The sequence below is a fragment of the Jatrophihabitans sp. GAS493 genome, from assembly GCF_900230215.1.
Lineage (GTDB): Bacteria > Actinomycetota > Actinomycetes > Mycobacteriales > Jatrophihabitantaceae > MT45.
The window spans coordinates 607,475-615,985 of the sequence record NZ_LT907982.1; the positions used below are offsets into that span (position 1 = coordinate 607,475).

7 protein-coding genes are annotated in these 8,511 nt (G+C 70.6%); all 7 read left to right on the forward strand.

The window, feature by feature from the left end:
- Genes CPH63_RS22025 through CPH63_RS02840 form a run of 7 tightly spaced genes read left to right on the forward strand, consistent with a single transcriptional unit; the run spans nucleotide 1 to nucleotide 8,488 of the window.
- A complete protein-coding gene (locus tag CPH63_RS22025; RefSeq protein ID WP_157749233.1) occupies nucleotides 1-2,259 on the forward strand; it encodes a hypothetical protein in 2,259 nt (752 codons plus the stop codon).
- Nucleotides 2,259-2,918 carry a LysM peptidoglycan-binding domain-containing protein gene (locus tag CPH63_RS02815; RefSeq protein ID WP_096301478.1) on the forward strand — a complete coding sequence of 220 codons (660 nt, stop codon included), beginning with the start codon at nucleotides 2,259-2,261 and terminating at the stop codon, nucleotides 2,916-2,918. Before CPH63_RS22025 ends, CPH63_RS02815 begins: the two co-directional genes overlap by 1 nt.
- A complete protein-coding gene (locus CPH63_RS02820) occupies nucleotides 2,915-4,675 on the forward strand; it encodes a phage baseplate assembly protein V (RefSeq protein WP_157749234.1) in 1,761 nt (586 codons plus the stop codon). The genes CPH63_RS02815 and CPH63_RS02820 overlap by 4 nt, the downstream gene beginning before the upstream one ends.
- A complete protein-coding gene (locus CPH63_RS02825) occupies nucleotides 4,675-5,118 on the forward strand; it encodes a GPW/gp25 family protein (protein WP_197704543.1) in 444 nt (147 codons plus the stop codon). Before CPH63_RS02820 ends, CPH63_RS02825 begins: the two co-directional genes overlap by 1 nt.
- Before the next feature lie 60 nt (nucleotides 5,119-5,178).
- Entirely contained in the window at nucleotides 5,179-7,128 is a 1,950-nt protein-coding gene (locus tag CPH63_RS02830; RefSeq protein ID WP_096301480.1) for a putative baseplate assembly protein, read from the forward strand.
- On the forward strand, nucleotides 7,125-7,847 hold the full coding sequence (locus tag CPH63_RS02835) for a phage tail protein (protein ID WP_096301481.1): 723 nt from the start codon (nucleotides 7,125-7,127) through the stop codon (nucleotides 7,845-7,847). Before CPH63_RS02830 ends, CPH63_RS02835 begins: the two co-directional genes overlap by 4 nt.
- Nucleotides 7,844-8,488, forward strand: a complete 645-nt coding sequence (locus tag CPH63_RS02840; protein ID WP_096301482.1) for a hypothetical protein — start codon at nucleotides 7,844-7,846, stop codon at nucleotides 8,486-8,488. The genes CPH63_RS02835 and CPH63_RS02840 overlap by 4 nt, the downstream gene beginning before the upstream one ends.
- The last annotated feature ends 23 nt before the right edge of the window (nucleotides 8,489-8,511 follow it).

Here is an 8,511-nt window from a genome sequence, read left to right on the forward strand (position 1 = left end):
GTGCGGCGCTCGGCCGCGACCTCGGCGGGCGAGGCGCCACACTCCGCAACGGGGAATGGCGGCTCTGGCGTGGCGGTGGCCGCCCGGCCGTCTGCCTACCTCTCCGCGAGCGCCTCCGGATCGGCGATCAGTCAGCACGAGCTGCGCCGGAGCTGGGCACCGCAGCCTGGCTCCCCTAGTTTTGCCGGACGTTCAAGCGCCGGAGACGCCAGCCAGCCGCGAGCGAGCGACCCGGCGCGGACGCTGCGTCGCGCGCCCGGTGGGCTGCCGGAGGCTCTCACCGCCGCGACCATCAGTTCCGCCGTCGGCGTCGCCCCGACCCCGCGGATCGCCCCGACCCCGACCCCGGATTCGGTTGATGGCACGGCGCCCAACCCGGCCGCGGCCCGACCCACACTCCGATCGCTCCCGGCCGGCTCCGGGCTCGACCCCGGCGCACCGGCCCGCGCGGCCATTGCCTCCGATGCCGTAACAGCTCAGAGTCAGGCGGCTCAGAGTCAGGCCGCTCAGAGTCAGGCGCAGCCGCCGGGCCCGGCCGCCACGGCCGTGACCGCGCAGCCTCAGCCGAACCCGCTGCCGACGGTCATCGGTCGCTACTCGCTGCCCGGCACGTTCGTCCGGCGCGGCACTGGCTCGGCCAACTCGACCGGGTTCATGGTCGATCGCAGCATCCGCCGCTCCGTTGCGATTGGCGGGCCGATATCCCCGGCAACCTCAATCGCCGGCCAGCCGGTCTCGCCCGGAGGCCGCGCCGTCGGCAGCTCTGGTGGGAGCCCCGTCGTCGGCACCGGCCCGAACCCGGCGACGCCGACGGCCGTGCCACCGGCAGGTTCGCTCGCGCGCCCACCGTCGTCGGCACCGGCGACCGATCCACCCTCCGCGGCCACACCGACGTCGGCACCAACGCTGACCGCAGAGCCGGCCCCGACGGCAGCGGAGCGTTCGGCCACCGGCGACGGCCCGGACGGCCGGCGCCCAACCGCTCAGCGGCGGGGTTCACCCCTAGCCCCCGCCTCCGCCCCCGCCTCCGCCTCCGCCTCCGCGAGGCTGCTGCCCCAGTCGCGCACGCTGGTCACCGGCAGCGCCGCACCGGTGCCCTTCACCCCGGGGCTGGCGATCCACCGCCTACCGCTGTCGGCCATCGTTCCCCCGCACCCGAACGCCCCGGCTCCGGCCGGGCGACCCACTCCGCCAACTCGGCCGCAGAGCGGAGCCGACGGGGCATCCAGCGACCCCGTCCCATCGGGCACCCGTGCGCAGCCGACCACGGCGCCCACCGCTCCGGACCGGGCGATACCTGCGGGGAGCGTGGCGATCCGTCGCTCGCGAACGCCAACGCCAACGCCGCCGCCGCCGGCGGCCGGCCAGACAGCGACATCGACATCGACAGCGAGCGGGGAGCTGATGGTCGGCGGGCGACCGCGGCTGGAGTCCGCCTTCGCTGCTCCCGACGTCATCCGTCCGAGCGCGCTGCCGAACGCCACGCCCGCCGGGATCGGCCGGGCGCCAGTTCCACTGACCACCCCGAGGACGACGGGGGCCCGAACGACAGAAGTCGAACCGACCGCCAGCAGCGCAACAACAGCCAGTCCGCGCCCGGCGAGCGCGACCATCACCCGACGATCGGCCGTCTCCACCAGCCGCGTCCCGTCCGCCCTCCCGGCCACTTCACCGAGCCCACTGCGGCGGATCGCCGCAGCCGGGAACCCCAGCGCCGCCGGCTACACGATGGCCCCACCCCGCATCAGCGTCCGCCCACCATTACCGCCCGCCGCCAGCGCCGCGCCGCCCATTCCCGATTCAGCGCGCCGCCCGGAGAGCGCATCCGCGCCGGCCGCCGGTCCAGCGACCAGCGGTTCAGCGACCGCCGGCGCCGGCCACCGGGACGCCGGCCGGCCGTCGCTGCTGGAGTCCACCGCCAGCCTCTTCCAGGGCGGCGGAGCCTCCGGGGCCGATGCCCTCACTTCTTTCCTGCGCCGCTCCACCGGGTCAGCAGCGACGCCCCCAGCCCGACCGGCATCCCCCATCGCTCGAAGCAGCGGGCCGGCTCAGCCCAGATCAGGAGGCGGTCCAATGGAGAGCGCAGAACCGATCCGTCGATTCCGGGACGGCTCGTTCGGACAGTCGGTGATACCCGAGAGCCGCCTCACCTCGGAGGACCTGGACGACCTGGCCGACCTGGTCGTCGACCGCATCGAGCGCCGGGTCATCGCCGAACTCGAGCGGCGGGGCCAGTACCGAATCCCGGGGGCCTACTGATGGGTGCCTTGGAGAAGGCATTCCTGGAGATCGAGGGGGGTGAACGGGTGCCCTGCCTCTTCAACCCCGACTCCATCTCGGTCGGACGGCGCAACAACTGGGTCGGCAACCCGATGCCCGGAAAGGGTGTGCCGAAGCTGCGCTACTCCGGCGCCGACTCCGGATGGATGCGGCTGCAGCTCATGTTCGACACGACCGACGTCGGCACCCCGGTCACCAAGTACACCGGCAAGATCCTCGGCCTGATGGACGTCGACCCGTCCATCGCCGGCACCGATGAGACCTCCAACAACGCCCGACCGCCCACCGTCACCTTCCACTGGGGTGACCTGCACTCCTTCGCCTGCGTGGTGATCGACCTCGGGCTCACCTTCACCTACTTCTCCTCGACCGGCGTCCCGCTGCGGGCTGAGATGAGCCTGGAACTACGGCAGTACGAACCCTCCAAAGCGTTCGGCCCGCAGAACCCGACGTCCGGGACGCCGAAGCCGCACCGGGTGCATCGCATTCAACCCGGCGAGACGCTGGACCGGATCTCCGCGCGCTACTACGGCGACTCGACGCGCTGGCGGGCGCTGGCCGAGGTGAACGGCATCGAGGACCCGCTCACGCTGCGGCCGGGGTCGTTGTTGTCGGTGCCACGGATGGAGGGAAAGTGACCGAGGTCCTCTCGCCGTATCTCACGGCCAACGGAGCGGAGTTGCCGACCAGCTGGTTGGCCGCACTCACCGCTATCCGGATCGAACGGGGGATCGGCGAGGTCGGGCGCGCAACGCTGACCTTCATCGACGAGAACTACGAACTGGCGACCCAGCGGCTCTTCAGCCTGGGTTCGACGGTCACCCTCGCCGCCGGCGACCGGACGGAGCTGATGCGCGGCGTCGTCACCGGAACCGGCATCGAGAGCGGCAGCTCCGGGGTGCCCCACCTGAGCGTTGTCGTCCATGAGGCGACCTTCCGGATGACCCGCAACAGCCAGAGCCGCAGCTTCGCGCAGGTGAAGTACTCCGACATCGTCAGCAAGCTGGCCAGCGAGCACGGGCTACAGGCCGACGTCGCCAGCAGTCCGGGGCTCGTGCCTTATCTGCTGCAGAGCGGCAGCGACTTCGACTTCCTCAACGCGGTGGTCGAGCGGGCCGGATTCGTCTGGTGGATGCACGAGGGCACCCTCTTGGCCAAGCCTCGCGGCACCTCGTCCGGCTCACTCGTCACCACGACGATGGGAGAGGACCTGCTCGAGTACTCGGTGAGCGCCACCGCGCTGCGCCCGAACAAGGTCGTGGTCGGTGGGTGGGACGCGCGAAACCAGCAGGACCTGGTCGGCAGCGAGGCCGAGACCGCGACCACCTTCGTCCCGGACGCGACGATCTTCGACGGCTACAAGTCGTCGAAGTCCCTGGGAGACGCCGTCTTCACCACAGCCGGTCCGACCCCGGCCGACGGGACCGAAGCCACCCTGCAGGCCCGTTCGATCATGAACGAACTCGCGGCCAGCGCCCTGGTCGCACGCGGCACCTGCCACGGCTCGGCCCTGCTGCGGCCGTCGGTCACCATCACGCTGGCCAACGCCGGACCGGCCTCCGGGTCCTACCTCCTCACCCGGATCGAGCATCGCTACGACAGCCGCGGGTTCGAGACGCGGTTCACCGCCGGGGGCTACCAGCCGGCGACGCTGCTCGACACCCTCGGCGGCGGTCGGCGCAGTGACGGCGGCGGCCTCTCCTTCGCCCACCTGACCGTCGGGATCGTGACCGACGTCAACGACCCGGACAAGATGGGGTCGGTGAAGATCCGGTTCAACAGCATGGGCGCCGGAGTCGACGTGGGGAGCTCCTGGGCCCGGCTGATGACCGTCGGTGCCGGGGCCAACCGTGGCGTGGTCTTCCAGCCGGAGATCAATGACGAGGTGCTGGTCGCCTTCGAGGACGGCGACACCCGCCGTCCGGTGGTGCTCGGCGGTCTCTTCAGCGCCAAGAAGCCGCTGCCGAACTGGGCGGTGGAGGGTTCGGCCGTCTCGGCGCGGCGGATCACCTCACGAGACGGGCATTTCATCGAGTTCTCCGACGGAAGCGACCCGGCCACCAAGCACCTGAAGATGGAGCTGAAGTCCGGGCACCTGATCCGGCTCGGCGATGACAAGTTCGACATCGCCGTCAGCGCCGGCAAGCCGGTGGCGATCAAGGCCGGGGAGAGCACCTTCGTGATCGACGCCCAGGGGGATGTCACGATCACCGCCAACAACATCAATCTGAAGGCGAAGCAGAAGGTGAACATCGAGGGGCTCGAGGTGAACGTGAAGGCCCAGGTCAAGGCGTCGGTACAGGGCGTGCAGGTCGAGGTGAAGGGCAGCGGAACGGCTGAAGTCAGCGCCAGCGGCCCACTCACCCTCAAGGGCGCGATGGTGGCGATCAACTGATGACCGAGATGGTCCCGCGCCCGACTGGCCCCCTCAGCCAATACGACGCCACCTTCGTCGGCCGGGGATTCAGCTGGCCGATGGAGGTCGATCAGACCGGCTCGATCAAGCTGACCGACACCGCCGAGGACATCGACCGATCGATCCAGATCGTGCTCCTCACCGCGCCCGGGGAGCGGCTGATGCGCCCGCAGTTCGGCTGCCGCATCTGGGATCTGCTCTTTGAACCGATCACCGCGAATCTGCTCGGCCTCATCGCCGAGGCCGTCCGGGACGCGCTGGCCCAGTGGGAGCCGCGGATCGAGGTCGAGGAGGTCGAGCCGTCGGCCGACGACGACGAGGCAGGCCTGGTGCGGATCAAGATCGCCTACCGGGTGCGGGCGACCAACGACCGCCGCAACCTGGTCTACCCCTTCTACGTCATCCCGCACGATGCCGAGTAGCCGCCCCATGCCGAGTTACGTCCCGAACATCGACAAGCTGAACCAGAAGCGAGACCACTGATGCCGCTACCCGCCCCCAATCTCGACGACCGCCGGTTCCAGGACATCGTCGACGAGGCCAAGCGTCTCATCCCGCGCTACTGCCCCGAGTGGACCAACCACAACGTCTCCGACCCCGGCGTCGCGCTCATCGAGCTCTTCGCCTGGATGAGCGAGATGGTGCTGTTCCGGGTGAACCAGGTTCCGGAGCGCCTCTACGTGCACTTCCTGAACCTGGTCGGCGTCGAGCCGTTCCCGCCGTCGGTCTCCCGCGTGGACCTGACGTTCTGGCTGACCGCGGTGCTGGACACCGCGGTGGTGGTACCGGCCAACTCGGAGGTGACCACGGCCGGCTCCGTCGGTACCGAGGAGCCGGTGGTCTTCACCACCGCGCAGGAACTGGTCATCGCACCGCCGGAACTGCAGTACGCCAAGACTGTGACGATGGGCGACGAGCGGGTCTCCGACGTCTGGGACGACCTTCGTTTCGACCCGCTGGGCGTGCGCTGCTTCGCCTCACCGACACTGACGCCGGGCGACGGCTTCTACCTCGGCTTCGCGCGCAGTCTGGCCGGCACCATGATCCGGCTGCGGCTGGAGGCCGAGGCAGACGGGATCGGCGTCGACCCGCGCAACCCCCCGCTGCTCTGGGAGATCTGGAACGGCGAGGCCTGGATCACCGCACTGGTTCACGAGGACGGGACGGGGGGCCTCAACCGGGCCGGTGACATCGTGCTCATCGTGCCGAGCGAGCACGAGCTCCTCACCGTCGGAAACACCCCGGCCTACTGGTTGCGGGCCCGGCTGCTCTCCCCCCGCCCGGGGCAGCCCACCTACCAGGCCTCCCCCCGGGTCCGCTCGGTCCTCGCGGCCACCCTCGGCGGCACCGTCGCCGCCGAGCACGCCGAGGTGGTCGGCTCGGAGGTGATCGGACGCAGCGACGGCAGCCCGGCCCAGGTCTTCCGGGTCGCCCGCACACCGGTGCTGCCGCGGCGCCCCGGTGAGCACGTGCAGGTCATCGACACCGACGGCACGGCCGACTGGCAGGAGGTGCCGGACTTCTCCAGCTCCACCCCGCGCGACCGTCACTACGTCTGGGACAGCGGCAGCGGCGTCATCCGGTTCGGGCCACGGGTGCGCTACCCCGACGGCTCGGTGCGCCAGCACGGCGCAGTGCCCCGCGACGGCGGCCGCGTCGTCGTCACCGGCTATCGCCACGGAGGTGGCGCGCGGGGCAACGTCGGCGCCCGGACACTCACCGTGCCGAGGTCGGCATTGCCTTATATTCGTGGGGTAATCAACCTCAGCGCGGCCAGTGGCGGGGTCGACGCGGAGAGCATCGCCGAGGCGAAGATCCGCGGCCCGCTGACGCTGCGGACCGGGCAGCGGGCCGTCACCGCCGGAGACTTCGAGCGCCTCACCCTGGAGTCCTCGACCGAGGTGGCGCGGGCTCGCTGCCTACCGGCCAGCGACGGCAACGGTTCGGTGCGCGTGCTGGTCGTGCCTCAGGTGCGGCGTGGCGGCGAGCTGCACCAACTCGACGACTTCGCCATCGCCGCCCCACTGATGCGCAGCATCAGCGAGCATCTCGACGCGCACCGACTGGTCGGGACCTCGATCCAGGTAGCCACCCCGTACTACCAGGGCGTCTCGGTGGTAGCACTGGTGCACACCACACCCGGCCGCCCGGCGGCGCTGGTGCGGCAGCGGGCTCAGGACGCGATCACCCGCTACGTCGATCCCCTCACCGGGGGCCCGGACGGCACCGGGTGGCCTTTCGACGCCGACATCAACTCGGCCGTGGTGACGCAGCTGCTGGAGTCGGTTGATGGGGTGGAACGGGTCGAGGAGGCGCTGCTGTTCGAGTACGACCTGCGTACCGGCCGCCGTCTCGGCTCCGGCAAGGACGTCATCCGCCTCGACCAGCACTCGCTCTTCCTCTCCGCCGCCCACCAGATCGTGGTCCGATGAGCCAGCCCGTCGTCTCCGTTCCCTCCGCCTCCGGCAAGGCCGTCGACGGGCGCCCGGGCATCCGGTTGTCTCGGCGCAGCCCGCAGTGGATGCTCAACCAGCTGCCGGTCGGGATGCTGGGCAGTGACTTCTTCGTCCGCTTCGTCTCGCTCTTCCAGGACCTCGGCACCGGGCTGCTCGAAGACGCCGACAACATCGACTACCTGGCCGACGTGTCGGTGGCACCGGATGCGATGGTGCGCTGGCTCGGGTCCTGGATCGGGATGAACTCCCTCGACCCTTCACTGCCGGATGACCTGCAGCGACGCATCGTCGACGGCTCGGCGCAGACGCTGGCCTGGCGGGGCACGGTCACCGGTCTGCGTCGCTTCCTGGAACTCACCACCGGCGGGCCGGCCGAGGTGGTGGACGGCGGCGGCGTCTGGCGCGAAGGGGATGCACCGACCGACACGGCCTGGGTGCGCATGTCGGTCGACTCGACCGGCTGGCTGCTGGAGGCCGACTTCGTAGAGCTTGTACGGGACGAGATCCCGGCGCACGTCCGGGCCGAACTCTGGGTTCAGGATCGACGCGTCTGGAGTTCCGGCGGCGAGGTGGCCTCGCAGCTGGAGGCGGCCAGCGCAACCAGCTCTTCGCGGGCCCTGCCGATCGCCCCGACACCGGATGAGGAGCAGACTGGACCCGATGGCCAGTCGGCCCGACCGCAGGAGAATCCGTGACCGATCCCAGCCGGGCCCCCCAGCACCAGTGGATCCAGCCAGCCGAGGGCCCCGCAGTCTCGGGCGAGCCCGCGGTGACGGTAGCTGAACTGGTCAGCTCCGACTCGGAACTGACCATGACGATCCCCGTGGTCGAGGGGTACCGAGCCAGTGACCAGCCGCCGTCCCGGGTCGTCGCCGTGGCCCAGTCGGCCGCCCAGTTCCTGACCTGCCCGGAGTGCGGGACGAAGGCGATGGTGACGGTGAGCCGCCGGGAGTCCGGCGACTTCTGCCGCAAGTGCGACTACCCGCTCTTCTGGGTCCCGTCGCGGGTCGAGCTGGATCGCTCCGACACATCAGAGGCGTCGCTGCGCCGGCTGCCGGGGACGGTCGGACGGGCCACCGTCGCGTCGCTGGCCTGCCCGCACTGCGCCGAGCCGAACGCCGTGAACGCGGTGACCTGCATTCGCTGCGGACGGCTGATGCGGGTCGAGGTGATACCCCTGCCGCCCCCGGAGCCGGTGTATGTCGCCCCCGAGCCGTTGCCGGAGCCGGAACCTGAGCCGAGGGGGCTTCCGTGGTGGGCGTGGGCGTTGATCTTCCTCGGATTGACCCTGGTCTCGACCGGTGTCGCGATCGCGATCCTTTACGCGGTCGACTGAGCTAAGGAGATTAGCTAGCTCCA